The organism is Planctomonas sp. JC2975 (assembly GCF_012985205.1).
Lineage (GTDB): Bacteria > Actinomycetota > Actinomycetes > Actinomycetales > Microbacteriaceae > Humibacter.
Genome location: NZ_JABEKS010000001.1, coordinates 2,586,858 through 2,609,214 on the forward strand (window position 1 = coordinate 2,586,858; position 22,357 = coordinate 2,609,214).

The 22,357-nt window shown below is 64.4% G+C and carries 25 protein-coding genes; 11 read left to right on the plus strand and 14 right to left on the minus strand.

The window, feature by feature from the left end; translation table 11 throughout:
- Positions 1–246: 246 nt before the first annotated feature.
- The 3 genes from HII28_RS11790 to HII28_RS11800 all read right to left on the minus strand — a co-directional run bounded on the left by HII28_RS11790 (position 247) and on the right by HII28_RS11800 (position 2,483).
- Positions 247–654 (minus strand): hypothetical protein, encoded by a 408-nt coding sequence (locus tag HII28_RS11790; RefSeq protein ID WP_170024277.1) that lies wholly within the window; start codon positions 652–654, stop codon positions 247–249.
- Positions 655–854: 200 nt separating this feature from the next.
- Positions 855–1,661, minus strand: coding sequence for an aminoglycoside phosphotransferase family protein (locus HII28_RS11795; RefSeq protein ID WP_170025564.1), 807 nt, complete (start codon positions 1,659–1,661; stop codon positions 855–857).
- Positions 1,662–1,913: 252 nt separating this feature from the next.
- Complete coding sequence (locus HII28_RS11800; RefSeq protein WP_170025565.1) at positions 1,914–2,483, minus strand: TetR/AcrR family transcriptional regulator; 570 nt, start codon at positions 2,481–2,483, stop codon at positions 1,914–1,916.
- Between the two features lie 74 nt (positions 2,484–2,557).
- Here HII28_RS11800 and HII28_RS11805 point away from each other — a divergent pair, with 74 nt between their 5' ends.
- Complete coding sequence (locus HII28_RS11805) at positions 2,558–3,259, plus strand: alpha/beta hydrolase (protein WP_170025566.1); 702 nt, start codon at positions 2,558–2,560, stop codon at positions 3,257–3,259.
- 67 nt (positions 3,260–3,326) lie between these two features.
- On the opposite strand, the gene HII28_RS11810 is transcribed toward HII28_RS11805, so the two are convergent.
- The 4 genes from HII28_RS11810 to HII28_RS11820 form a co-directional block, all read right to left on the minus strand.
- Positions 3,327–4,244: an alpha/beta fold hydrolase gene (locus tag HII28_RS11810; protein ID WP_170025567.1), complete on the minus strand. Its 918-nt coding sequence runs from the start codon at positions 4,242–4,244 to the stop codon at positions 3,327–3,329.
- A 200-nt stretch (positions 4,245–4,444) separates the two neighbouring features.
- Entirely contained in the window at positions 4,445–5,077 is a 633-nt protein-coding gene (locus HII28_RS20250; protein WP_240977339.1) for an alpha/beta hydrolase, read from the minus strand.
- Positions 5,041–5,613, minus strand: a complete 573-nt coding sequence (locus HII28_RS20255) for an epoxide hydrolase (protein WP_240977340.1) — start codon at positions 5,611–5,613, stop codon at positions 5,041–5,043. Before HII28_RS20255 ends, HII28_RS20250 begins: the two co-directional genes overlap by 37 nt.
- Positions 5,614–5,646: 33 nt before the next feature.
- A complete protein-coding gene (locus tag HII28_RS11820) occupies positions 5,647–6,576 on the minus strand; it encodes an MBL fold metallo-hydrolase (protein ID WP_170025568.1) in 930 nt (309 codons plus the stop codon).
- Positions 6,577–6,799: 223 nt separating this feature from the next.
- On the opposite strand from HII28_RS11820, the gene HII28_RS11825 reads away from it, so the two are divergent.
- Positions 6,800–7,690: a helix-turn-helix transcriptional regulator gene (locus HII28_RS11825; protein ID WP_205864642.1), complete on the plus strand. Its 891-nt coding sequence runs from the start codon at positions 6,800–6,802 to the stop codon at positions 7,688–7,690.
- A 159-nt stretch (positions 7,691–7,849) separates the two neighbouring features.
- On the opposite strand, the gene HII28_RS11830 is transcribed toward HII28_RS11825, so the two are convergent.
- Entirely contained in the window at positions 7,850–8,605 is a 756-nt protein-coding gene (locus tag HII28_RS11830; protein ID WP_170025569.1) for an SDR family oxidoreductase, read from the minus strand.
- 35 nt (positions 8,606–8,640) lie between these two features.
- Here HII28_RS11830 and HII28_RS11835 point away from each other — a divergent pair, with 35 nt between their 5' ends.
- Positions 8,641–9,246 carry a TetR/AcrR family transcriptional regulator gene (locus HII28_RS11835; RefSeq protein ID WP_170025570.1) on the plus strand — a complete coding sequence of 202 codons (606 nt, stop codon included), beginning with the start codon at positions 8,641–8,643 and terminating at the stop codon, positions 9,244–9,246.
- 42 nt (positions 9,247–9,288) lie between these two features.
- On the opposite strand, the gene HII28_RS11840 is transcribed toward HII28_RS11835, so the two are convergent.
- A complete protein-coding gene (locus HII28_RS11840) occupies positions 9,289–9,765 on the minus strand; it encodes a DUF4188 domain-containing protein (protein WP_170025571.1) in 477 nt (158 codons plus the stop codon).
- A 62-nt stretch (positions 9,766–9,827) separates the two neighbouring features.
- Between HII28_RS11840 and HII28_RS11845 the strand changes: the two genes are divergently transcribed.
- Positions 9,828–10,394, plus strand: coding sequence for a TetR/AcrR family transcriptional regulator (locus HII28_RS11845; RefSeq protein WP_170025572.1), 567 nt, complete (start codon positions 9,828–9,830; stop codon positions 10,392–10,394).
- A 503-nt stretch (positions 10,395–10,897) separates the two neighbouring features.
- Positions 10,898–11,164: an SdpI family protein gene (locus tag HII28_RS11850; protein WP_346769329.1), complete on the plus strand. Its 267-nt coding sequence runs from the start codon at positions 10,898–10,900 to the stop codon at positions 11,162–11,164.
- Positions 11,165–11,417: 253 nt separating this feature from the next.
- On the opposite strand, the gene HII28_RS11855 is transcribed toward HII28_RS11850, so the two are convergent.
- Together HII28_RS11855 and HII28_RS11860 are read right to left on the minus strand one after the other, a co-directional pair.
- Complete coding sequence (locus tag HII28_RS11855; RefSeq protein WP_170025574.1) at positions 11,418–11,972, minus strand: GNAT family N-acetyltransferase; 555 nt, start codon at positions 11,970–11,972, stop codon at positions 11,418–11,420.
- A gap of 137 nt (positions 11,973–12,109) precedes the next feature.
- The gene (locus HII28_RS11860) at positions 12,110–13,105 is read right to left on the minus strand and encodes a LacI family DNA-binding transcriptional regulator (RefSeq protein WP_170025575.1); all 996 of its coding nucleotides are present in this window, start codon (positions 13,103–13,105) and stop codon (positions 12,110–12,112) included.
- A gap of 272 nt (positions 13,106–13,377) precedes the next feature.
- On the opposite strand from HII28_RS11860, the gene HII28_RS11865 reads away from it, so the two are divergent.
- The 3 genes from HII28_RS11865 to HII28_RS11875 are packed head-to-tail and all read left to right on the plus strand — an operon-like array spanning position 13,378 to position 16,606.
- A complete protein-coding gene (locus HII28_RS11865; RefSeq protein WP_170025576.1) occupies positions 13,378–14,673 on the plus strand; it encodes an ABC transporter substrate-binding protein in 1,296 nt (431 codons plus the stop codon).
- Complete coding sequence (locus HII28_RS11870) at positions 14,670–15,704, plus strand: sugar ABC transporter permease (RefSeq protein ID WP_170025577.1); 1,035 nt, start codon at positions 14,670–14,672, stop codon at positions 15,702–15,704. The genes HII28_RS11865 and HII28_RS11870 overlap by 4 nt, the downstream gene beginning before the upstream one ends.
- Positions 15,705–15,706: 2 nt before the next feature.
- On the plus strand, positions 15,707–16,606 hold the full coding sequence (locus HII28_RS11875; RefSeq protein ID WP_170025578.1) for a carbohydrate ABC transporter permease: 900 nt from the start codon (positions 15,707–15,709) through the stop codon (positions 16,604–16,606).
- Between the two features lie 402 nt (positions 16,607–17,008).
- Here HII28_RS11875 and HII28_RS11880 read toward each other — a convergent pair whose 3' ends face one another.
- The gene (locus HII28_RS11880; RefSeq protein WP_170025579.1) at positions 17,009–17,479 is read right to left on the minus strand and encodes a CGNR zinc finger domain-containing protein; all 471 of its coding nucleotides are present in this window, start codon (positions 17,477–17,479) and stop codon (positions 17,009–17,011) included.
- Between the two features lie 142 nt (positions 17,480–17,621).
- Here HII28_RS11880 and HII28_RS11885 point away from each other — a divergent pair, with 142 nt between their 5' ends.
- Positions 17,622–18,161, plus strand: coding sequence for an NAD(P)H-dependent oxidoreductase (locus HII28_RS11885; protein ID WP_346769330.1), 540 nt, complete (start codon positions 17,622–17,624; stop codon positions 18,159–18,161).
- Positions 18,162–18,202: 41 nt separating this feature from the next.
- Here HII28_RS11885 and HII28_RS11890 read toward each other — a convergent pair whose 3' ends face one another.
- Entirely contained in the window at positions 18,203–18,871 is a 669-nt protein-coding gene (locus tag HII28_RS11890; RefSeq protein ID WP_170025581.1) for a hypothetical protein, read from the minus strand.
- A gap of 662 nt (positions 18,872–19,533) precedes the next feature.
- Here HII28_RS11890 and HII28_RS11895 point away from each other — a divergent pair.
- Together HII28_RS11895 and trpS are read left to right on the plus strand one after the other, a co-directional pair.
- Positions 19,534–20,661, plus strand: coding sequence for an AI-2E family transporter (locus HII28_RS11895; RefSeq protein ID WP_170025582.1), 1,128 nt, complete (start codon positions 19,534–19,536; stop codon positions 20,659–20,661).
- A gap of 190 nt (positions 20,662–20,851) precedes the next feature.
- Entirely contained in the window at positions 20,852–21,904 is a 1,053-nt protein-coding gene (gene trpS, locus HII28_RS11900; protein ID WP_170025583.1) for a tryptophan--tRNA ligase, read from the plus strand.
- Between the two features lie 8 nt (positions 21,905–21,912).
- On the opposite strand, the gene HII28_RS20505 is transcribed toward trpS, so the two are convergent.
- On the minus strand, positions 21,913–22,038 hold the full coding sequence (locus tag HII28_RS20505; RefSeq protein ID WP_277348403.1) for a hypothetical protein: 126 nt from the start codon (positions 22,036–22,038) through the stop codon (positions 21,913–21,915).
- Positions 22,039–22,357: the final 319 nt, after the last annotated feature.

Consider the following 22,357-nt stretch of genomic DNA (forward strand, 5'->3'; position numbering starts at 1 on the left):
TCGGGCGCCGAACGCGGCGACCGTGCCGAGCATGCTGCACCCTCACCCTTGTGGCGAGGGTGCAGCTGTCTGTAAGGCCGTTGCTGACACGGCGTTCCGGCCCCGAGGCCACACCGGATCGCTAGGCGATCCCGGTGCGCAGGCTGCGTTGGCTGCTTCGGCGTGGGCTGTACTGCTGTAGGTGGTGGATGCCCCGGCTGCCGCTGGTGCGGGTCGGGGCATCCGATCCTGTGCTGTGCTGCTGGTTTAGTTGGTGTCCATCTCGCGTCCGTGCACGGTCAGGGCGAAGATCACGACGACGTCCAGACCCAGGACGGCCAAGGACAGCCACGGCTGCACGTCCATCAGTGTGATCTGCCCGACCGCGTTGATCGCCACCAGCACGATCGCGGTGATCCGCGCCCACTTGGCACCGGTGAGCAACATGATGCCCACCAACACCAACAGCACACCGATGATCAGGTGCCACCACCCCCACCCGGCGACATCCACCGCGAAGATCCCCACCTTCCCAACGAAATACGCCGTATTCGGGCCGATGATCGCCTGCAAACCATGGAAGACATCAATCGCGCCGCCCACGATGAGCACAACAGCCGCGAACGTCCGCCATCCCGCCCAACCCGATTTCCTTGTTGCCGTGTTCTCAGACATAAAAGGAACCCCTTCACTCAACGCGGGGCCGCAAGCAGGCTCCCCCGGACGCGCTCCGCTTCGAGGGTGCATCCCCAACAGCACCCTTCGAGCCACACACTAGCCACATGAAAGGTTCCTGAACACACCATCACAGCCAGTCGCCCCACAACCAGCCCCCTGCGGAACCCTTCAGCGGGGCTCAGGCCGGGGCCACCTGCTCATGTCCACCACCGTGTGGCGTTCAGTGTGTCCAGGAGATGCTTCGAGGTGCGGTCGTCGTTGAGGTGGTCGCGGTGCCATTCCGCGGCGGCGAGGGTGCGCAAGATCGTGTAGTAGCGCACTCGCTCATCGAAGAGTTCACCCGTTCGACCACCAGCCGCGATGAAGCCGGCAACGATTGCCGAGACCGCTTGGGGGATCCATACTCCCAAGACGGCAACGTCCATTGCCGGGTCACCCGTGCGAAGCTCCTCGACATCGATCATGCTGACCTGCTCGTCGGCACCCACGATGAAGTGGTCGGGACGCCCATCGAAGAGAATCGCACCGTCGCAGGCGGCGTCCATGCTGGGACCGAGATCCGCCAGCGCGCGCTCGAAACCGACATTCGCTACGTCCTCGCCCGGTGGTGCAGCCCGCCACCACGCCAGTGCGTGCCTTGACCACCCGGCCATCCATTGACTCCACGTCGCGTTGCCGCCGAAGTTCGAGTCAGTTCGGACCGCGTGGACACGTGCGAGGAGTGCCCCGACGCGCTCGCAGACGGCGCGCGGATGTCGCTCACTGAGGGCATCACCGGGAATCCACGGTAGTGTCAATGTCGATGGCGCGATGCGCTGATGGCCTGACGGGAGCAAGACAGGCATCCCGGCCTTGGCCAGGAGCGTTCGGGCCCGAACTTCGCGGCCGAACTCGTCCGCCTTCGGCGACATCTTCACCACGATCGGCCGCCCCTCGCCTTCACGGAACAGCACCGTCAAGCGGTCTTCCTGCTGCGCGAGTACGCGCGGCATCCAGTTGGACATGTGACGGGCCTCCCGCGGAATGAGACATGTTCACGCGGAACTTACTGCAGGTTCCATGCCGAGATGGCGGACATCCCTGGGGATTCAGCGGTAGTCAGCGGTGATTCCGAGCCCGGATTCCGCGGAAGATGGCGAATTCCTACAGCGGTGCCTCGCGTTTCAGGGCCTCATCGGGGCCCGGTCGACTCGCATCGGACCGGCCATCCCATCCGAGCGCAACGTAGTCGCGTGCCGAACTGAAGAAACGAGAGCTCATCGAGGCGGAAGGGGCGAAGCCTCGGGCTCGAGCGCGCAGAGCAGTTCGTGGAACGCGGCGTCGGCCCGAGCGAGGTCGCCGGTGGCGTCGATGTCCATCATGAGTCCGCGGATCACGGCGAGGACCAGGGTTTCCGAACCGGACCGGCCGATGCTTGCCAGGCCGGTCTGGAGTGGTCCGAGCCAGTCCGTTGTCGCTAGCCGACGGAAGCCGGGCCAGAGCGAACGTTCCGACTGCTCCCGAAGCTGGCCGAACATCCGCAGGTACGACTGCGCGTCCGCGCCGGTCGTGGCGACCCAGGCGCGTCCGAGCGTCGTTGTGTAGTTCTCGTCCGGCCGCAGGCAAAGGAGTTCGCCGAAGCTCGCCAGCTGGCGCTGCCGCGCTCGACGCAGGATTGCCAGCAGTAGGTCGTCGCGGGTACCGAAGTGGTAGAGCAGCATCCGTGCCGAGCTGCCGGTCGCGCTGACGAGCGGTTCGAGGCGGTCGGGCAGGCCGTGCTCGAGAGCGTGATCGGTGCAGCGCTCGAGCAGCTGCTCCGCGATCGCCGGCTGCGGTCGTCGTCCCATAACCTCATCTTTTCACGTAACAGTCGTTACAGATAACGTTGGAGAGGCCCGATCGGCAGTCGGAGGAGGAGCAGGTGGACGTCATCTTCGTGCACGGAGCCCTAGTGCGAGACGGAGCGTGGTGGTGGCAGCCGACTGCTGCGCTCCTGCAGCAGCAGACAGGCATCACGAGCAGAGCGATTGCTCTGCCGTCCTGTGGCGAGACTGGCGCCGAGAATACAGCGGGAGGACTCGTCGCAGATGCGGCAGCGCTCCGCCGCGCGCTCGATCGGGTCGACTCTGCAATCGTCGTTGGCCACTCATACGGCGGGACCGTGATCGCCGAGGCCGGACGTCATCCCTCCGTCTCGCACCTGCTCTATGTGTCTTCGTACCTGCCGGATGTTGGACAGTCGCTGGCCGACGTCATGAGCGGAGAAACGGACCCAGTGCACGTGGGCGAGGTCGGCCAAGGCATGGTAGGCCTGCAGGGGTACGACGTGGGATCGTTCGGCGTGAGATTCCTGCAGGATGCCGACTCGTCGGTCCGCGAGGAGGCTTGGAGCCGGGTGACCGCGCAGGCGGTCGGATCGTTCGGGACAGCAACAACTGCTGCGGGTTGGCAAGGAGTCGACTCGACGTACCTCGTGTGCGGCGAGGACCGCAGCACCTCACTCGAACTGCAACGGTTCCACGCTGCGCGTGCGACGCGCTCCGTCGTCCTGCCGACCGGTCACCACCCCTTCATCTCACGCCCCGACCTCGTCGTCTCCGAGCTCGAGGCGTTCCTGACCTGAACCCGAAGCGACTCCTGGGACGACCGCGGTATTGCCTGCGGGCGTTGTCTCATTCCCGAGGCCTGGCTCACTGCAACGTGGTAAACAGCGTGCCCACCTGCTCAGCGACCAACCCCGGGGCATCGAGCGGGACGTCGTGGGAAGTGCCTGCTGCAGTGATGAGCGTGCGGTTCGGTGCTTGTGCTGCGAATGCCTCTTGCGCTGCGCGCCAAGCGTCGGCATCCGGACCGGCAGGGAAGGGCGTCGAGGCGGACACGATGACGGCGACGGGGATGGTCGACGGCCACCCGAGCTTGCCGAATTCGAGGTGCTCGCGCCCATAGTTCTCTGCGACCTGAAGCAGCTGGCGGTCTGCCGCGGTGAGCTTTCCCGCCGGTAGCTTCTCGAGAGCCGCCACTGTTGGCGCATTGCCCGCGACGATCCGCGCGGTTTCGATCGGCGTGTAGAACTCGGGGAGGCTCGCATCGATCAGCACGGCGGCGAGGATGGCGTCCGGCGCGTCGTTCACGAGAGTCGTTGCGATCTCGCCTGCCTCTGAATGAGACACCAGCACACTGTGGCCCACCACTCCGAGAGCTGCGAGTCCAGCATCCAAGTCCGACGCCTCCTCGTGATCCGAATACGCGCCGGGCACGTACTGACTCTTGCCCATGCCCTCTCTGTCGTACGTGATGATCTCGGCGCCGGTCTGCTTCGACAGTCGTGGAACGAGTTGGTCCCAGTAGCTCGCGTCGTTGCCGCCGCCGGCATCCAGCACGATCGCCGGCTTGGTGGCTGCCCCGGATGTGACGTAGAACGCGAGCCTGTGACCGTCGTTTCGTACCCAGTGCAGGGTTCCGGTTGCGGACGTACTAGTGCTCTGCGACGTGCTCCGGTGCGGGGCGTGCTCATTCGTGCAGCCGACTAAACCAGCGACCAGGGTGAAAGCCGTTGCGGCCATCGCCAGGCGTGTGCGTGGACGGATACGGATGGCGGACGAGGACATGGGGTCTCCTGTGGTTGTGCGGCGCCTCTCAAGGGACAGCGACCGCCGAAATGTTGACCTCTTCAGCCTCATGAGAGCGGCTCGGGCGACCCATCCGATCACCCCCCGAAGTCGATCGTGGGGTCAGCCCCCGGTGACGGCGGGATAACGCACCCGCGCCCGGCGGGGCGGAGCGGGCAGGAGGCGGGCGCGATCGCGGGCTACAGGCGTGCGCGGAGGCTTCGGAGCCCGTCCCGGATCTCGCCGACCAGGATGTCGGGCTGCTCGAGTGCGGCGAAGTGTCCGCCCCTCTCCGCCTCGCCGTAGTGGATCAGGTTCGCGTACGTGTCCTCGATCCAGCTGCGCAGTAGGCGGGGAATGTCGCGGGGGAACACGGTCACGGCGACGGGTAGCGTGAGCTTCGGGCCGGCCATGCTGGCGGCGCGGTTCTCCCAATAGATGCGGGCGGAAGATGCGGCGCTGTTGGTGAACCAGTACAGCGAGATCGCATCGAGCATGGCATCGGTGCTGAGTGCGTCTTCGGCTCGCCCATGGTTGTCGGTCTTCGACTGGAACTTCTCGTAAATCCAAACGGCCTGCCCGGCGGGGGAGTCCGCGAGCGCGATTCCCACGGTCTCCGGCTTCGTCCCCTGCAGGTGGTTCGACCCGCCGAGGATGCCGGTGTAGAGGGCGAGTGTGTCTACCGCGTACTGCTCGTCGGGCGACAGGTTGTCGGGGATCTGGTCAGGGAAGGCGTACTGCGTGTTCAGGTGGATTCCGAGAAGCCCCTCTGGTCGTTCCGCACCGAGCGCAGTCGTCACGACGGCACCCCAGTCGCCTCCCTGAGCGGCCACCGCGCATAGCCGAGGCGACCCATGAGTTCCGCCCACGCCTTCGCGATGCGTGCAACGGTCCATCCCGTCTCGGTCGGCTTGCCGGAGAACCCGAATCCGGGCAGCGACGGAATGACGACGTCGAACGAGTCCTCGACATCGCCACCGAACGTCTCGGGGTCTGTGAGCGGGCCGATCAGCTTCAGGAACTCCACGATCGAGCCCGGCCATCCGTGTGTCAGTATCAGCGGCATCGCGTTCGGGTTCTTCGACCTGACGTGGATGAAGTGGATGTCGAGCCCGTCGATCTCCGTCACGAACTGTGGCAGACGATTGAGTTCGCGCTCGAAACGCCGCCAATCGTATTCGCGCGCCCAGTAGTCGACGAACGATCGGGCGTTCTCCACTCGGACGCCCTGCGACCAGTCCTGGACTGTCTCCGGGTCAGGCCATCGCGTCGCGACGAGGCGGTGCTGCAGGTCATCGATCTCGGAGTCGGGGATGGCGACTGTGAAGGGGCGGATGTCGCTCGCGGATGCAGACGTCGACGCGGTCATGGGATTGTCCTCCTGAATTCTCTTGCCTATCGGTCAAATCGCGTCCAGCGGCGCCCACTTCGCGAAGGCGAAGCCGCCGCCATCCCGTGTCACGGTGAAGCCGCCGTGGCCTGGGGTGTGCGACGGGAACACCAGCAGCCCCTTGTCCGCGGCCTCACCGAAGACGCGGATGCGAGTGGCCTCAGCGGTGGTCGGATCCTCGCAGAAGCAGCTGCTGATGCCATGGTCGTGCACCTGCCCCGGGCTGTGGATGGTGTCGCCGATGAACAGCGCCTCCGCGTCGCCGGACTTCACGCGCATGATGGCGGAGCCGGGCGTGTGACCCGGGGCTGCCTCGAGTGCGAGGTTCTCGTCGATGCGGTATGTTCCGCGCCATGCCGTCATCTGTCCGGCGTCCAAGACGGGCTGGATGCTGTCCGCCCACGCGATGTGCGCCCCCGGACCCATGATGGTCTCTGATCCGCGCTCGGGATTCCAAAAGTCCAAGTCATCCTGCGGCATGAGATATCGGGCGTTCGGGAAGGTCGGCACCCAAGCGCCGTCGACGAGGCGGGTATTCCAACCGATGTGATCGGCGTGCAGGTGCGAGTTGATGACGATGTCGATGTCCTCGGGGAGGATGCCGACAGCGGCGAGCCTGTCGAGGAAGCCGGTCTTCAGGTGCGACCAGCCCGGGACGTCCGGGCGGTCCTTATCATCACCGATGGCGGTTTCGAAGAGGATCACCTTCCCCGCCGAACGGAACACCCAACTCTGGAAGGCGACGCGGGCGGTACTGCCGAGAACGGTGTCTCCGTCCGACTCCAGGTGGTGCGGGCGCAACAGCGCCTCGTGGTCCTCCCACGCGGAGGGATCCGTACCGGGGAAGAACTGCTCGGGCGTCATCCCGACGCTGCCGACGCTTTCGACCGCGCGAGTGACAGTCACAGTTCCGAAGGTGAGGGTGGCTGAGGTTGTGGTCATGATGTTGTCTGTCCTGTCCTTTGCTGGTTGCCGGGGTGATGGGGTCCCGCGTGGAAGTGCCACGTTGCTCCGCGAGATCCCGCTGGGGGTCTTCGCGATGCCGGCCGGTACGTGCCGAGGCACAAAGACAACCTCGCTCGCGGATGGACACCACCCCAGCCCATGCCAGACCTACCCCTGCCAGGGGCAGGCAGCTGTGGCGGCCGGCCCGGATACTGGGACCGTGGCCCAACGACCGGATACCAACGAACTCGGCGACTTCCTCCGCGCTGCGCGGGGCCGCGTGCAACCCGAACAGGTCGGACTGCCGGCCGCACGCGCCTCCCGTCGTCTGCCCGGACTGCGCCGCGAGGAGGTCGCATTACTGGCGGGCGTCGGAGTCTCCTACTACACCCGCATCGAACAGGGGCAGTCCCGTAACATCGGCGCCGATGTACTGGGCGCGTTGGCCGACGTGCTGCTGCTCACACCGGCGGAGCGCACTCACCTGCGCACGCTCGCCGACGGCACGTCCCTCGACAGATCCGAGATGGAAACGCCATTGAGAGCCGACCCTGGGCTGCTCCAACTACTCGAGGTCGCCGCACACGTACCGGCACTGATCATCGGACGGTACACCGAGGTATTGGCCTGGAACGCCGGCGGCCGCAAGCTCCTGATGCCGGATTTCCCCGACGTCGCGCTCACCGACGGCAATCGACCGTACATGGCCGAGGCTGTGTTCCTCGATCCCGGGACGCGCAGCCTGTATGCGAATTGGACGCAGAATGCGCACGCCGTTGTCGGCAACCTGCGCATCGTCAGCGCTCAGCACCCCGGGGACGCGAAGCTCGCCCGACTCATCGGCACCCTCGCCATCCGCAGCACGGAGTTCTCGGCACTTTGGAACGACCACCGCATCCAACCCTGTGCGGCAATGGAGGTGACGCTCGACCACCCCGAACTCGGAACGCTCATCGTGCTGCAGCAGTCGCTTCGGTCCGGCGCCTACCCCGACCAGATCCTGGTCACCCACACGGCGCCGTCGCGAACCAGAGAATCCGATGCCCTCGCCCTCGCCTCTCATCTGGACGACGCCGCAACACTCGTCCAAGACGGCCCGCCGATCGCGTGATGTGTGCCGACCACAGTCTTCGACGAGACAACGGCGGCACGGTTGCGCATCCGCTGCACGCCTTGTTCGTGGCCGGTGCGAGGCGCGTGCTTGTCGAAGGGGCGATGCATTGGTGGCGCGAACCTGCGCTGCCCTGGTGAGTGCGGTGAGAACGTGCGGCTACAAGGCCAATCCGCTGCCGCCGGCGACCACGATGTTCTGCCCGGTCAGATAGGCGGCCCCGTCCGAGGCGAGGAAGGCGACGGTTTCCGCGATCTCGCTGGCGTCGCCGAGTCGGCCGAGCGGAATGAGGGAGGCGAGGGCCCGCTTCTGCGCGTCGGCGGCCTCCGTGGACATCCCGAACTTCGACCAGATCGGTGTGTCGATCGCGCCGGGACTCACCGCGTTCACCCGGATGCGACGTGCTGCGAGCTCAAGGGCGAGAGTCGGCACCATCGCCAACCGTGCGCCCCGGCTTGCGGCCGCAACGCTTCCCCCGGCTATGCCGTACGGCGGCGTCGCCCCGATGCCGATGGTGAAGACGATGGCAGCGCCGTCGACGAGCAGAGGCAGGGCGCCCTGGACGGTGAAGAACGCGCCCTTCGTGTTGATGCCGAGCACGTCATCCCAGGTCCGCTCGTCAACGGAACCGAGCGGCGTCGCCCGGCTGACTCCGGCGTTGACGAACAGGGTGGTCAACTGTCCGAAGCGATCTCGGACCTCCTCGATCATGCGTGCTGTGTCGTCCGAGGAGCGTGAATCCGACTGCAGCACGAGGACATCCTCGGGCAGCTCGGCGCGCGCTCGCGCAGTGCTAGTAGCCCCCTGCCCGGTGACTGCGACGCGGTATCCGCGCTGATGCAGCAGCTCGGCGGTGGCACGGCCGATGCCGCTCGTTCCGCCGGTGATCAGGGCAGAAGGAGTCGATGTAGTCATAGGCAACATTATGCGCAGGAGCTATATTGTTGTCAATGACTACATCGGATGTCCGCAGCGCGAGCGACAAACAGCGGTCGTACCACCACGGGAACCTTCGCGACGAACTGCTCGTCACGGCGGAAGCGGTGCTACGCGAGAAGGGCGTCGAGCAGGTCACACTCCGCGATCTCGCCCGGCGCGCGGGCGTCAGTCACGCCGCTCCCAGCAGACACTTCCCCGATCGGGAGGCTCTGCTCCTGGCACTTGCGGCGACAGGCTACGAACGGCTCGGTCGTGCGGTGATGGAAGCCAGAGAGGAAGCCGGCGACAACTTCGATGGGCAATTCCGAGCCGTAGCCACCGTATTCGTGCGCTTCGCCGTTGAGAGCGCGGCGCTCGTGGAGGTCATGTTCACGATCGGGAAGGGCACCGGCTCCACAGCACTCCAAGAGGCAAGGAGCGTGCTCTACGACGCCTTCGGGTCCCTCGTCGAGGAGGGCGTCGGGCGAAGAAGCCTTCGCCGTCTCGAACCCGACCGACTGAAGCCGCTGATCATCGCGACCCTGCAGGGCGTGGCCGCATTCGCCGCCGCAGGGACCTTGCCCTCGGAAGCCGTCGACAGCTTGATCGACGACGCCTGCAGCCTCTTCATCATCTGAACCGAGACACCCATCGTGCCCAATCCGCCGCCGTGCGCCGGATCACCGATGCATGCGCTGTCGCGCCGTGTTCTTCCCGACTCCGATGCGCTCGTGCGCGGTCGCCTTCGCCAGTCCGAAGACAGGCATATCGCTGTAGACAGCCTCGCTGTCTACAGACGGCACCTGGTAGGTCTCGTGCCACACGCCGACATCGCCAGTTCCGGAGAATCCGCGCTGGAACTCGCGCCACGGTTGCAGATGCGGCGCATCGCGATCTGCGGCGAATCGCTGTAGATGCTCGGGGCTGCGCCAGTACGACACGATGATCGTGGTTCGACCGAACCACTGCTCGAAGCCGAGCAGGCCGGCATCCGGATTCGTGGCGAGGTAGCGCAGCATCGGCGGCATCCTGCTTGCGACGCGCATCACCCGGCCCATGCGCCACCACCGGTTCGCCCGCATGCCGATGAGGAACACAGTGATGCTCTCGCCTTCGACCCGCGCCGTGTACCGCCCTGGAATGACCTCGCTACTCATGACCCACCCCGAATCTGTTCGTAACACTGTTATGTAACGATGTTATGCGTAGAATGGACGGGATGTCCAGACCGCCCAGCTACGACGATGCCCTTCGTTCCCGGCTCCTCGCCGCCACCGCGGAAAGGGTCGCCACGCAAGGTCCCGACAGAGTCTCGCTGCGCGAGGTGGCCGGGGATGCTGGCACGTCGACATCCGCCGTGTACTCGCTCTTCGGCGGTAAGCAGGAACTGCTCACCGCGGTGATCGTCGACGGGTTCGCGTCGTTCACTGCCGCACAGTTGGCCGCCGAACCGCAAGGACTTCGAGCGCTCGGACTCGCCTACCGCTCGTGGGCCAAGGAGAATCCCGCACTCTACCGGCTGATGTTCGGTGGAGCGCTTGCGGGCTACGAGGGGCATGGGTCGAACGATGCGTTGGGCCCGCTGATCCGCACCCTCGCTGCACGCGGCGCACTCGATCCGCTTGGCGCAGCGCTCACCGTGTGGGCACACGTGCACGGCGCCGTGAGTCTTGAGTTCGCGTGCGTGGCACCTGCCGAGATCGATCAGGATGCCGTCTACGTCGACGTGCTCGATGCGGTGGAGCGCCTGTGGTCGGCGCCACAGAAGAGCGCAGCTTCGGGATGAGCCTTCGCGCAACGAGCCAGCCCCGCCGTCGGGTTCGGCGCGCTGAGGGATCCCTGTCCGCGGCCGAACGTGCTTCGTGTGGCGTGGAAGAGCGCCATAGGAAGAAAATCGATCGCCGGGCCGAGCAGCGTCCAGCCGGGTCATGGACCCGATGAGCTCCCCAGAGGCAAACACCGGCGAGTACGAGGCCGCTCCATTGACTACTCGTCACTGAGACCTGGCGCGTCCTTCACAGTCCTTGAGGGTCCCAGACAAGCCGGAACTGGAAACGTTGCCTAGCTTCACGTATCGGGATCTCGCACCGTCCGTTAGGCCCTTGCTTGCGATGAGGGTGAACCACGGACCCTGCCGCTTCCGACTCGCATACCGAGACTGCGTCGGCGTTCACCACCTGCGGCCCATGCCCAACGCGCTGTACCCTGCGACATGTGCTGATCGGGATCATCGTTCTGTGTGTGGCGTCCATCCTGGTCGCCGTTGGGATCATTCTCTGCGCGGCCGGTGTGATTCGGCGTAACCCGTGGGTCGGGCTTCGGATCCCCTCGTTGTTCGCCTCTGATGAAGCCTGGAGGGCTGGTCACCGTGCAGCGGTCCTTCCTCTCGTGTGCAGCGCCGCGGTCAACATCGTTCTCGCAGTCCTGGCGCTGACCGTGCTGCCCCCCACTCCCCGCTCTGTACTGCTCTGGGTGGCGCTGATCGTGCTCCTTGCCGGCACCATCATCGGTGCGATCGTCGGCGCACGTGCCGCGAACGGGATACCGGTGGCATGAACTCACTCGCCCCGTCGAGTCGCTGCGTGATTGCCCTCCAAGCAAACCCCAGGGCCCGCTAACGGATCCCGTTTCGGGTGTGGGAGTCTGGTCGCCCTGGCGGACCGACACGTTGCTCGCGCGCTGTATCGGTACGTTCAGCGCGAGTAGAGGCACCAGCTAGTACGGAGCAATGTGCTGCGTCTTCGGGGCACGGCGACCTCGAATGGTTGACGTCCGACATGCGTCAGCCGGCGATCCGCTTACGGGCGGCTCACCAGGGTGTTCCGTGCAGGTCGATGTCGCCGCGCGGCCACTCTTCGATGGCTCGCTGTGCCGCACAGATCAGGAGCGGCGCATTCTCAGTGACGATGTTCGTTGCTTGATCGAGCCAGGATATGCAGCGTTCGATCGCGTGAATGCGGTGCCAGCCGACGCTCTCGTAGAAGGGGACGACCCCCTCGCGGCAGCCGAGGTATCCGAACTCGACTTCACGTTCGGTGCGCATCGCAAGTTGGGCTGATTCCATCGCGGCCCGGCCGTAGCCCGCGCCGCGAACGGCCTTGTCGGTGAGTACGCCTCCTGTTCCTGCGATTGTGACGGCCTCGTCGCCGACGGTAATCGTTCGGATCTGGAAGCCGACGTGGGCGACCAGTGCCCTCCTGCGGAAGACGAGGGTGTGAAAGTCTGCCGGCGAATAACCGTACGGGCTGTCCGGAGTCCATGTCCCGAACTCTTGTTGGTATTGCGCGTCGAAGAGCTCGCCGATTCGAGCTAGGTCTGAGCTCTGGAGCTCGCCGTGCGCGACAGTCCGGACGCTGATGCTCACCGCTCCAGCCTACGAGCGGTGGTGGAACGCCCGCGCGATGGGTGGATCCGCAACTGACGTATGCGGCTGCCGAAGCACAGTCGCTCACGGGGGACCAGTTCCGGCACGGTCGTTGACGCACTTTCGGTCAGTGTGCGTTAGGCGGACTCGCGAAGGATCAGCCTGTGACTGATCCTTTGCCAGCGTGGCCCGGGCGAGTGCGCCGGGTCGAGGAGTGATCGTGTGATGGACATCGTGGCTTCTGCAGCCTCCTCCATGTCCACACCAAGCGTCGTCAGTTCGGGAGTGGTGTAGGTGCCGGCGGCGAGGCCGTCGATACCCATCACCCGGATGTCTTCAGGGACGTGGATTCCGTTCCGTCGGAGAGCCTTCATGGCGCCGAAAGCGGTGTAGTCGTTGAAGGCCATGATCGCGTCGGCCGATTGCACCTGATCGAGATGCAGGGCGGTCGTTGCCTCTCCTGAATGCACGTCGTCGCGGCCTGTTTCGAGCACGGGAGCATCGATTCCCTGTGCGGCCCACTCCTTCACGATCACTCGGGCCCGGAGCGATGGCCGCCCGTCCGCCCCGCCGCTATCGAGTACGAGCGGTCTGCTGACGCCCCGAGATCGCAGGTGGGCAATTGCTTCGCGAAGTCCTGGCAGAAGGTCGAACTGCACGCCACCCCAGTTTGCGGCGCCGGAATGGGACGTCGTGTCGATCCGGATCACCGGAACTCCCGGCAGGATCAGGTCGAGTTCGCGTTTGCTGAGGTCGACGTAGCCGAGGAGGGCGTCGACCTGTGGTGCAAGTTTTGACAGGAGTTCGCGTTGGTCGTCGATACCGCTGGTGTCCAGGAGCAGCACAGACCAGTCCAAACGAGCAGCGTGTGCGACGATTGCGGCCGCGAGCTCGGGGAAGTACGGGTTGCGTAGGTTGTTGACCATCAGTCCGACGGTCTGTTGACCGCGTTTGACCAGACCCCGGCCGAACCGGGACGGGCGGTATCCGAGGACGCGAGCTGCCTCGAGTACTCGCTCCTTGGTACGGGCACTGATCCCAGGCATGTCGTTCATGGCCCGGCTCACCGTCTGTCGTGAGACGCCGACGGCCGAGGCGACATCGACAATCGTCGCGCGCCTGTTGGTCTCCATGGCAGCCGATTGTAAGCGGTCGGAGCGATCGGGTTCGTCGACTTCGCTCCGCGTCCGTTCGGCCGGCGGGCACGACTTTTGATTTCGTCAGATCTCTTGACATGGCCCCCGTTCGGGTGCCACTGTGACCGCTACGTGAACGTTCACGGAATCGACCGTGGACGGGATCGAGCCGCAAACCCACAGGCACGCGAGGGTTCCAACGGCGCTGCGCGGATCCGGTCGTGCACCGGTCCGCCCCCAGTCCTCAAAGTCGAGAAACGAGGGGTTCCATGGCTGCATTTTCACGAAGATCATTCCTGACCGGAGCAACGAGTGTGAGCTTCCTGGCCCTGGCCGGCGGGTTGACGGGATGTTCGTCTCAGGTTTCGGTGTCGACCAACCCCAAAGAGTTGGTGTTCTGGTACTGGGACCGTTCGATGACCCCCAGCGTGCTCAGGGACGCTGCGCACGGCATCCCGGGTACGAACATGTTCCTGAACTCGCAGCAGCCACCCACCGCCAACTGGGACACCAAGCTCCGCACCAGCTTGGCCGGTAATGCCTATATCCCGGACATCACGGCGATCAACTCCAATGTGTCGCTGTACTTCCCGGATGAATCGCTGTTTGTTGACATGAACAAGTTCGGTGCGGAAGAGCTGAAGGACAACTACTTCCCTTGGAAATGGGAATACGGTTTGACGCCTAGCGGGCGGATGTGCTTCTTCCCGATCGATAGCGGACCCACCGGCTTCTACTACCGATACGACATCTTCGCCAAGGCCGGCCTCCCCTCGGAGCCCGAGGAAGTTTCAGCTGCCGTGCGCTCCTGGGATGACTGGATCGCGTTCGGCCAAGAGCTGAAGGCCAAGGTCGGCTCCTACATGTTGATCAAATCGGGCCAGCTGTTCAACCAGATCATCAACGCCTCACCGGAGCGTTTCTTCGACAAGTCCGGAAAGCCGCTTTACATGGAGGCGAACTCAGCGGTGAAGCAGGCGTGGGACATTACGGTGAAGGCCATCAAGGCTGGCGTGCTCGGCAACCAGCAGCTTTCCACGGACCAGAATGCGGCCTGGATCAGTGGAAAAACCGCCGGACACATTGAAGCGGTCTGGTGGGCCCAAATCCTGCTCAGCACAGCGCCCGCGACCAAGGGCAAATGGCGGCTGGCGTCTCAGCCCGTCCGAGCGGGCAACAGCGGCGGCTCGTTCCTCGCAATCCCCCACACCTGCAAAGACCCGGAAGCGGCCTATCGCTTCGTCACCTGGTCACAGACCGCCGAACACCAAGCGCAGGCCTACAACGAGGTGCAGTTGTTCCCCTCCGCACCTGCCGCCTTGAAGAGCGGACTCATGAAGGATGCGAGCAAAGGATTCTTTGGCCCGCAGAACTCGCTCGACTTCTTCACCAAGCAGGCCGAGACCGTCCCCGCGGCATTCATCTCCACATTCGAGAGCATCGCGAGCTTCTTCACCGCGGAGATCACCAATGTCGAGGCTGGGGCGAAGACCTCCGACCGCGCATGGGAGGACGCCGTGAATGAAACCAATCGAGTCCTCCAGAAGAACGGGGTGCAGCTATGACCACGCAGACCACAGGGGTCCCGTTGCGCGCCAAGCCGCGAAATACTCCAATCGCCGCCGTGAAGAGAGGGTCGGTCCGGAAATCCTGGCCACAATATCTCTCCATCACCCCGTTCTACGTTCTGTTCCTGGTCTTCGGCGCCTTTCCGATCGTCTTTTCGATCGTGATCTCATTCACGCAGTGGGATGGCATGGGGAAGATCACCTTCGTCGGATTTGACCAGTACCGCTTTCTCTTCAGCGACTCACTGTTTTGGCAGTCGGTGCTGAACACCTTCATCATCTGGATCATCTCGACGGTACCGATGCTGTTCCTCGCGCTGGTAATCGCGTTCCTGCTGCACCAGAACATTCGGATGAAGTCCTTCTACCGTGTTGCCTTCTTCATCCCGAACGTGACTTCGATGGTCGCAATGGCAGTCGTATTCGGCTCGATGTTCTCCGACCAGTTCGGCCTCGTCAACTCGTTCCTGCAATGGTTCGGTGGAACGAGCGCAGGCGTGCAATGGCTCTCGGACCCCTGGGGAATCAAGGTCACCGTCGCGATCATGGTGATCTGGCGCTGGACCGGATACAACGCGATCATCTACCTCGCCGGATTGCAGTCGATCTCTACCGAGCTTTACGACTCGGCCCGTGTGGACGGAGCGGGAACGTGGCGGATCTTCTCCCGCATCACCGTCCCCATGCTGCGTCCCGTGATTCTGTTCACCGTCATCGCCTCCACTATCGGCGGCCTGTCGCTCTTCACAGAGCCGCAGGTCCTACTGGCGAACTCCGGAGTCCCCAATCTCGGCGGCACGAACAGCGCCGGCCTCACCATCGTGCTCTACCAGTACTACGAAGCGTTCAACAAGTTCGACTTCGGCTATGCCTCCGCCATCGCCTGGGCCTTGTTCGTCCTAGTGCTGTTGTTCGCCGTCATCAACTGGCGGCTCGTCAACGGGCGCAAAGAGAACGCATTCGGAGAGGCCGTCCCCGGTCTCTTCGCCCGAATGGCACAACGTTCGAAGTCCAAGAAGGAAGTGTGACCATGACCGCGATCGCCTCCACTGAAGCCCACGACACCGTTCGCGGATTCAGCGACGTTGAGAGCCGCGCCGCGCGCAAACGCCGACGTGTCGCCCGCATCATCACCCACACGTGCATCTGGGTCGGTGTACTCCTTGCCCTGTTCCCGTTCTATTGGTTGTTCGCGATGTCGACACAGACCACGGCGCAGATCTTCGGATACCCGCCCGATCTCCTACCCGGCGATCAGCTCTTCGCAAACATCAAGGGCGTACTGGACAACATCAACCTGTTCCAAGCGATGCTCAATTCATTCATCGTCGCTGGAGCGAGCGCTGTGCTCGTGATGTTCTTCGATTCACTCGCTGCCTTCACGTTCGCGAAATTCGAGTTCCCCGGCAAGAACGTGCTGTTCCGGATCATGCTCGTCACGTTCCTCATTCCGGGCAGCCTGTCCCTGGTGCCGAGCTTTGTGGAGATGAGCAAGCTGGGCTGGGTCGGCGGCCTGCAGGCCCTGATCATTCCTGGAGCGGCGAACGCATTCGGCATCTTCCTGCTGCGACAGTTCTGCGAACAGTCCCTACCGAACGAACTGATCGAGTCGGCACGCATCGACGGAGCGGGATACTTCCGCATCTACTGGAGTATCGCCATCCCGATGATTCGAGGCGGGATCGCCTTCCTCGGCATCTTCACCTTCATCGGCGCCTGGAACGACTACGTGTGGCCCCTCGTGGTACTCGTGAACCCTGGGACGCAAACACTGCAAACCGCGCTGGCCGCGCTGAACACTTTGTACGCGACCAACTACGGCTGGGTGATGGCGGGAGCGCTCATCAGCGTGCTGCCATTGATCGCGATCTTCATCATCGGGTCAAGACACTTCATCGCCAACATCGCAGCGGGCGCCGTCAAGGGCTGAGTGACCGCGAGCGTCAGTGAGCGCGAACTGGGGTCAAACGTGCTCTGTCGGGCATCCATCCGACCCTGCCACGAGGCGGCCTCATGAGATCGAAGGAAACCTGCGGATCGTCCATGGAGAGTCCTGTCTCCTACTGTGTAGTCGAGCACGAGGCGAGACTGTCCACGCGCCGACCCGCTCGCAGGCGGATCTCTGTCGTTCCCTGGTCGGGGCGGGGACTTCGTGAGCACGGACGCGACTGTCACACGTGGGAGAGGATCGCGGATAGGTCGGTGATGTGTTCCCCCGACCACTCCGTGTCTTCGTCGATCGGGTCGCCGATACCTGCACAGGGCGGTAGGAACCGGAGCGTGCTCATGCCCAGCGATTCGGCGCCTCATCCTCAGTCATGCGAGGTGCTGGTTATACGCTGCGTTTCGCTGCCTCATCCGACACGTGGCCGATGACGCGGCGGGCGTAATGCCGGCGGGCCTTCATCCGGTTGCCGCAGTCCGACATGGAGCACCAGCGTGCCGTGTTCGGTTTGCTGTGGTCGATCAGGAACTTGTTGCAGTCCGGGTTTGCGCAGGGGCGCAATCGGCCCGGCAGCTCTCGTGTGACCCGCGCCCACTCCAGCACGATCTCGGCCGCCTCCTTGGCCGCGGCGGGTGCACGAACCTCCCATCCGAGTCCCTCGGGGGTGAAGACGGGCGTTTGGTGCACGCCCTCCAGATGACGCGCCAGGATGCCCGCCTCGGCTTCCCCGCGGATCACCGAGTGCAGCTCATCGCGCACGGCAACGAGTTTCGGGTCGTCAAGAGTCTCCACGATCGCGCCCGCCACAACGGGCGCACTGTTCAGCACTGCGAGCAGGCGGTCTTCGGTCACAGACATCTAACCAGCCTAGCGCGATTGACAAGTTAGAAAGGGAATCGTATGATCGCAATCTAACTATTTATCGATCGATTACTGGTTAGAGCGATCACGCTCCCTGCGTCGATCGACGGAAGGGTCGTCCGTGAGTACCGCTTTGATCGTGGGGCACCCCGATCTCGCAACATCCCGAGTGAACTCGGCTCTGACGGAAGCAGCGCGCTCTCTGCCGTCCGTCGACATTCGTGTCTTGAGCGATCTTTATCCGGGTGGTGGTCCGGACGTCGCCGAGGAGCAATCCGCGCTAGCGGCGGCCGACCACCTCGTTCTGCTCTACCCGACGTATTGGTATGCGCCTCCTGCGCAGCTCAAGCGCTGGCTCGACGAGGTACTGGTGCGTGGCTGGGCTTACGGCACCGGACGGCCCGGCGCTCTCGCAGGCAAATCCTTGACGGTCGTCACCTCGACCGGCGGTGACGAGCCGGGGTATCAGCCCGGCGAGCTGCACAGTTTCGCGTACGACGTCATCTTGGCGCCGATGAAGGCCACCGCGCACCGGCTGGGAATGAGGTGGCAGCCGCCGCTCGTCGTCCACGGCGTCCGTGACCTGAGTGACGACGACCTCGATGAACTCGGCCGAGCTTTTCAAGAGCTGCTATCCGAGGAGCGTCAGCCCGAAGCGTCGGACCGGAGCGTCGCGTGACGAGTGTGCGCACCCGACGCGTCATCCGAGCCGTTGAAAAGTTACCCCAGGGGGAAACGAAGCTCGTTCATGCTGCAAATCGTCTCGATGGGGTCCTCTGCGACCTCGAGGGCGATGCGGTGCTCGCTGGCGACACGGCTGGTCTCGGCGATGGCGAGTGCATGAGCGGCGAGCGTCTCGAGAACGCGCACGTCGACCGCATGTGAGCGGCCGAACGGCATCTCCACCGCGCCGATGGCCAGCACGCTGCGTCGCCGGCCAGGAACGTCGGAGACCACAGCGAACGTTCTTGTGCTGTCACTGCCGTAATGCGAGCGCAGGTATTGATCGTTTTGAAGCAGCAGCGCAGCATGCGAAGTCGACAGCGGACCGAGTGTAGAAATGATCTCCGCCGCCAGCGGACCGCCTTCCGGGTGCTCGTCGGAGGTGTTGAATGCGGCCGCATACGACACGAGCGCGGTCCGCCAAACCGTGTCGAGTACCTCGGGGATCTCGATGTCATGGCGGACAAGATCCCGGTAGCCGTCGCACAGTCTCATGCAGCGCCTCAAGTGGTTTTCGGCACGCGTGGCCTCCGCGAGGTCGTCAGCCACATGCCCTTCGAGCTCGACGACGCGCTGACCATCAGGCACGGTGGGTCTGGCATAGATCTCGTCCCCATTGACGACGAGATCGAAAGCGGCAAATACAGATTCGGTGACGCGGTCCATGATCGACCCTTCCGTGCACCAGCATGCGCGCCAAGGTAGAGACCGGCAACGGCGGATCTGACTTCGACCGACCCACATGCGCCGGACTCGACACTGCGGGGACAGATCGAAACGCACTAAGGGTGTTGTTCATGCGTCTTCGATCTCGTTACGGACGCACGAAAGGCACGGAGAACCAACCAGCTAACGAGTTCGGCAACGCCCGCATCGAAGGCGACCGGCGCCCGCACGCCGATCCGTCGCTGACGCGTTGAGTCGGCAACGGCACTTCGCGGCAGCCGGCTTCAATTCCGGCGTCGTGGAGGGTCGTCTACTGGGACGGTCCGTCTCGGCGGTCGCTTTGTGCCGGGCAGGACAGACCGTCATCTGTCTGCACGAACGTGGCGACCCCGCCGCACCTATGACGTGCGGGTGGGGTTGGCGAGGGGTTGATCTGGGGGGAGGACGCACCAATGCTGAGCCCATGACCACGAGCCGAATCGACGATGTCCGGGATGCTCGTGCCACGTATGCGAGAAGCGACCGGCCCTGCCATCCCCGGGCGGCGGCCACAATGTGTCTTGGTCGGCGTCGCTGGACGGATTAGCTGCCATGAACCAGGGAGGTTGTCGCATATGGCGGATCGCGTAGACGAGAGGTATCTCGACAGAGAAGGAAGAGGGTTGCCGCGCGGCGTGCGCACGGCATCCGAGTGGGCGTGGCGACTGCTGGTCATCGCAGCTCTTGTCGCCGTCGTGGTGTATCTGATCGTGGTCTTTCAGGACGTCGTCGTGCCACTCCTGGTGGCGCTTCTCGTTTGCGCCTTGGTCGCCCCGACGGTTGCTGGGCTCCGGCGCCGTCATTGGCCGAAATGGATCGCCATTCTGGTCTGCCTGGTGGTGTTGATCGTCGTGGTTGCCGGCCTTGTGCTGCTCGTGGTGTGGCAGGTGCGTGTCGGGCTGCCGCAGTTGGAGCGGGAATCCACGGCCTCATACACCCGGCTCAGGGACGCCCTGCGCGAGCCGCCATTCGACATCACGGATCGCCAACTGGCGGGGTACTTCTCCCAGGCGGCCGACTTCCTCCGGAAGGATTCAGCATCCATCCTCGGTGGTGCGCTGAAAGTGGGTGCGGCCACCGGTCACGTGCTGGCCGGATCGCTGATCGCCCTGTTCGCCACGATCTTCATCCTGATCGACGGGGCGGGAATCTGGCGCTGGATCGTTCGCCTCTTCCCACGTACCGCGACGCCGGGATTGACCGCGGCGGGGGAGGCCGGCTGGCGCACATTGACCAGCTTCATTCGAGTGCAGATCGTCGTGGCGCTCGTGAACGCCGTGGGGATCGGCCTCGTCGCGTTCTTCCTCGGACTGCCGCTCGCGATTCCGATCGCGGTGATCGTACTGCTGGCGTCCTTCATACCCGTGATCGGTGCCATCGTCTCCGGCATCGTCGCCGTCGTGATCGCCCTGATCTTCGGCGGCCCCATCCAGGCGATCATCATGCTCGCCGGTGTGCTCGGCGTGCACCTTCTGGAAGCGCACGTTCTTCAACCGCTCCTGGTCGGCGGTGCTGTGAAGGTGCATCCGCTGGCTGTCGTGGTGGGAGTCGCGGCGGGCACCGGACTCGCCGGTGTTCCCGGCGCCCTGTTCGCCGTGCCCTTCCTCGCCGTCGCCAACGCCATGATCACGGCCATGCTGCACTCCGGTCGCCAACCCGCTCCTATCGACGAGCACGGTGACACCGAAACGGCGCCGCACCACGAAAGCGAGATCACCGGACCGCCGGCCGGAGCAGAGACAGATCGATAGCACCCGCACCGAACGATTGCCGGCCCGCACCGGACGCGCAGCGGGCCGGTAGTCTTCTCGCATGTGTTCAATGCACTCTTCGTGGTGGCTGCTTTAGCAGCCGATTGACGCATGTTCGCGGGCTGCACGGCAGTCCGCGAGAGTCGCGGAGTCCTTTCCCCGTGCGGCCCCTCATCGGAAGGGGACCGCCATGGATTCGTTCGCCGCCGCTCGCTCACGCATGCCCGACCTCGAAGCCCGCATCGCCGCCAACCCGGGAGCGTTTCGAATCCTCACCGGAGAACGACCGACGGGACGATTGCACCTCGGGCATTACTTCGGAACCATTCGAGAACGGGTGCGCCTCCAGACGCTTGGCGTTGACACGTTCGTGATCCTCGCGGACTACCAGGTCATCACTGACCGCGACACCTCTGCCAACGTCGCCGACAGCGTCGACTCCGCGGTTCTGGACTATCTCGCGGCGGGACTCGACCCCACCAGGACGACGATCTTCACCCACTCGGCCGTTCCCGTACTGAACCAGCCGATGCTGCCGTTCCTAAGCCTGGTGACCGAGGCGGAACTACGCCGAAACCCAACCGTGAAGGCCGAACTGGCCGCATCCGAGCGGGCACTGAGCGGCCTGCTGCTCACCTACCCCGTGCACCAAGCTGCCGACATCCTCTTCTGCAAAGGCAACCTCGTCCCAGTCGGAAAGGACAACCTGCCGCACGTCGAGCTGACCCGCACCATCGCCCGCCGATTCAACGACCGCTACGGGCGGATCTTCCCGGAACCCGAAGGCATGGTCACCCATGCGCCGGAGATCCCCGGAGTCGACGGTCGAAAGATGTCCAAGAGCTACGGCAACGCGATCGCACTGTCGATGACCGCAGACGAAACCGCGGACGCGATCCGACGCACCCGCACCGACGCCGAACGCACCATCACATACGATCCGGAAGGTCGCCCCGCCGTTTCCGGGCTGCTCTCCACCGCAGCCTTATGCCTCGGCACGACCCCCGGGCAGGTCGCCGACCAGATCGGCGACCGCGGAAGCAGAGCACTCAAGACCCTCACCACCGACGCAGTCAACGACTTCCTCACCGAGCACCGGCGTCGACGCATCGAGCTGGAATCGGACCCCCGCATCGCCTGGGACGTTCTTCGGGCCGGAAACGAAGCGGCGAACCGCATCGCAAACACCACGCTCGCCGAGGTCCGCGACCGCATGGGGATGAGCTACGCGAACGTCCGATAGCTGATCGGTCAGCGCGCGGCGTCGTCGAGCACGTTGTCGATCCACTCGTGCACGCGCATGGACCATCGACCGTCACGGCAGTATTGTCGGCCCGTGTCGAGGCGAATCCGGAGCGCGAGCGCGGCGATCATCATCGTCCTCGCACTCAGCGGTTGCACGACGGCAAGCAGTCAGCCGCGGTCAACGGCGACGGTGAACCGGGCCCCCATCGCAAGCACGTCAGCGGCACCTCCGGCGAAGCCCATCGTGGATCCATCTGCAGGTGTCTCGACGGTGTGCAGGTGCGTATGCGAATGCCGGGAGCGCGGCGGGGAAGGCACCGCAAGAGCCTACGGGCACCCCTGCAACGCAACCTTGGTACTGACGGCTTCCCAGGGACTCGATCACACGCATCACGCGGTGCGCTGCGACCTCGAATCGGGGACACGGACACGGGCACCGAGGTGATCCGGC

Excerpts from the sequence above, each read along its gene's own strand:
- HII28_RS11795 (WP_170025564.1), bottom strand. The coding sequence starts at position 1,661 with ATGTCCAACTGGATGCCGCGCGTACTCGCGCAGCAGGAAGACCGCTTG.
- HII28_RS11810 (WP_170025567.1), bottom strand. The coding sequence starts at position 4,244 with ATGTCCTCGTCCGCCATCCGTATCCGTCCACGCACACGCCTGGCGATG.
- HII28_RS11890 (WP_170025581.1), bottom strand. The coding sequence starts at position 18,871 with ATGGACCGCGTCACCGAATCTGTATTTGCCGCTTTCGATCTCGTCGTC.
- HII28_RS11800 (WP_170025565.1), bottom strand. The coding sequence starts at position 2,483 with ATGGGACGACGACCGCAGCCGGCGATCGCGGAGCAGCTGCTCGAGCGC.
- HII28_RS11820 (WP_170025568.1), bottom strand. The coding sequence starts at position 6,576 with ATGACCACAACCTCAGCCACCCTCACCTTCGGAACTGTGACTGTCACT.
- HII28_RS11830 (WP_170025569.1), bottom strand. The coding sequence starts at position 8,605 with ATGACTACATCGACTCCTTCTGCCCTGATCACCGGCGGAACGAGCGGC.
- HII28_RS11880 (WP_170025579.1), bottom strand. The coding sequence starts at position 17,479 with ATGTCTGTGACCGAAGACCGCCTGCTCGCAGTGCTGAACAGTGCGCCC.
- trpS (WP_170025583.1), top strand. The coding sequence starts at position 20,852 with ATGGATTCGTTCGCCGCCGCTCGCTCACGCATGCCCGACCTCGAAGCC.
- HII28_RS11845 (WP_170025572.1), top strand. The coding sequence starts at position 9,828 with ATGTCCAGACCGCCCAGCTACGACGATGCCCTTCGTTCCCGGCTCCTC.
- HII28_RS11835 (WP_170025570.1), top strand. The coding sequence starts at position 8,641 with ATGACTACATCGGATGTCCGCAGCGCGAGCGACAAACAGCGGTCGTAC.
- HII28_RS20505 (WP_277348403.1), bottom strand. The coding sequence starts at position 22,038 with ATGATGATCGCCGCGCTCGCGCTCCGGATTCGCCTCGACACGGGCCGA.
- HII28_RS11865 (WP_170025576.1), top strand. The coding sequence starts at position 13,378 with ATGGCTGCATTTTCACGAAGATCATTCCTGACCGGAGCAACGAGTGTG.
- HII28_RS11860 (WP_170025575.1), bottom strand. The coding sequence starts at position 13,105 with ATGGAGACCAACAGGCGCGCGACGATTGTCGATGTCGCCTCGGCCGTC.
- HII28_RS11790 (WP_170024277.1), bottom strand. The coding sequence starts at position 654 with ATGTCTGAGAACACGGCAACAAGGAAATCGGGTTGGGCGGGATGGCGG.
- HII28_RS11840 (WP_170025571.1), bottom strand. The coding sequence starts at position 9,765 with ATGAGTAGCGAGGTCATTCCAGGGCGGTACACGGCGCGGGTCGAAGGC.
- HII28_RS11875 (WP_170025578.1), top strand. The coding sequence starts at position 15,707 with ATGACCGCGATCGCCTCCACTGAAGCCCACGACACCGTTCGCGGATTC.
- HII28_RS11870 (WP_170025577.1), top strand. The coding sequence starts at position 14,670 with ATGACCACGCAGACCACAGGGGTCCCGTTGCGCGCCAAGCCGCGAAAT.
- HII28_RS20255 (WP_240977340.1), bottom strand. The coding sequence starts at position 5,613 with ATGACCGCGTCGACGTCTGCATCCGCGAGCGACATCCGCCCCTTCACA.